This is a genomic window from Allobosea sp. WAO (assembly GCF_001509835.1).
Lineage (GTDB): Bacteria > Pseudomonadota > Alphaproteobacteria > Rhizobiales > Beijerinckiaceae > Allobosea.
Window position 1 is genome coordinate 1 of the sequence record NZ_JXTJ01000038.1, and the last position, 1,687, is coordinate 1,687.

Annotated in this window: 1 protein-coding gene; it reads right to left on the minus strand. The window is 67.2% G+C overall.

Annotation, left to right across the window (positions count from 1 at the left end):
- The coding region (locus tag DK26_RS28310; RefSeq protein WP_066480241.1) for an acetyl-CoA carboxylase biotin carboxylase subunit at positions 1-1,685 on the minus strand (1,685 nt) is incomplete at its 3' end.
- Between the last annotated feature and the right edge of the window lie 2 nt (positions 1,686-1,687).

Sequence of the window (1,687 nt, forward strand, 5' to 3'; positions counted from 1 at the left end):
CCGTTGAGGATCGGCCGGACCTGCGCCGCGATCGCGATGCCGTCGAGCGTGCCCTGCCAGACCGGCTCGCCGGGACGCCAGTCGCTGGCGAGCCTGACGCTGCGCCCGCCGAAAGCGATCGTCACCGCCCCGTTTTCGCCCGAGACCTCGCCCTCGAAGCGCTCGGCCCCGAGCTCAACGATGCGGGCGCGCTCGAACTCGACCTTGCGCCAGCCCTGCATCTGCGCCGAGACGTTGCGCTTGCGCTGGTTCATCCGGTGGTCGCAGGCGATCGCGATCGCCGCCATCCGCAAGGCGACCTCGCCCTCAGGCTGCGGCAGCGCAAAGCCTTCCGGGAACTCCTCGGCGATGAAGCCGGTCGAGAGCTCGCCGGAAATCCAGCGCGGATGCTGCATCAGCGCCGAGACGAAGGGGATGTTGTGGCGGATGCCGTCGATCGCGAAGGCGTCGAGCGCCCGCGCCTGCGCCTTGATCGCCGCCTCCCGCGTCGGCGCATGCGTGACGAGCTTGGCGATCATCGGGTCGTAATAGATCGAGATCTCGCCGCCCTCATAGACGCCGGTGTCGTTGCGCACCGTGGCGTCGCCATCGACGCCCTCGGCGGGCGGGCGATAGGTCACCAGCCGCCCGGTCGAGGGCAGAAAGTTGCGGGTCGGATCCTCGGCATAGACGCGGGATTCGACCGCCCAGCCCTCGAGCTTCACATCGGCCTGGCTGATCGCGAGCTTCTCGCCATGGGCGACGCGGATCATCTGCTCGACGAGGTCGATGCCGGTGACCATCTCGGTGACCGGATGCTCGACCTGCAGCCGCGTGTTCATCTCGAGGAAGTAGAAGGACTTGTCCTGGCCGGCGACGAACTCGACCGTGCCGGCTGAGTCATAGTTCACCGCCTTCGCCAGCGCGACCGCCTGCTCGCCCATCTTGCGCCGGGTCGCCTCGTCGAGCAAAGGCGACGGCGCCTCCTCGACGACCTTCTGGTTGCGGCGCTGGATCGAGCATTCGCGCTCGCCGAGATAGATCACATTGCCATGCTTGTCGCCGAGTACCTGGATCTCGATATGCCGGGGATCGACGATGAATTTTTCGATGAAGACCCGGTCATCGCCAAAGGACGAGGCCGCTTCCGAACGCGCCCGGGCAAAGCCCTCGGCCACCTCGCCCGAGGAATGGGCGATGCGCATGCCCTTGCCGCCGCCGCCGGCCGAAGCCTTGATCATCACGGGATAGCCGATCGCGTCGGCAATCTTCACGGCATGGTCGGGGTCTTCGATCACGCCGAGATGCCCGGGCACGGTCGAGACCTTCGCCGCCGCCGCCGCCTTCTTCGACTCGATCTTGTCGCCCATCGCCGCGATCGCGCCGGGGTTCGGCCCGATGAAGACGATGCCGTTCTCCTTGAGCGCCTGGGCGAAGGCCTCGCGCTCGGAAAGGAAGCCGTAGCCCGGATGCACCGCTTCGGCGCCCGTCGCCTTGCAGGCGGCGATGATCTTCTCGATCTGAAGATAGGATTCGGCGGCTGGCGCCGCCCCGATATGCACGGCCTCGTCGGCCATCTCGACATGCAGCGCCTCGCGGTCCGCATCCGAATACACCGCGACCGTCGCGATCCCCATCCGCCGCGCCGTCTTGATCACACGGCAGGCGATCTCGCCGCGGTTCGCGATCAGTATCTTCGTGAACATCG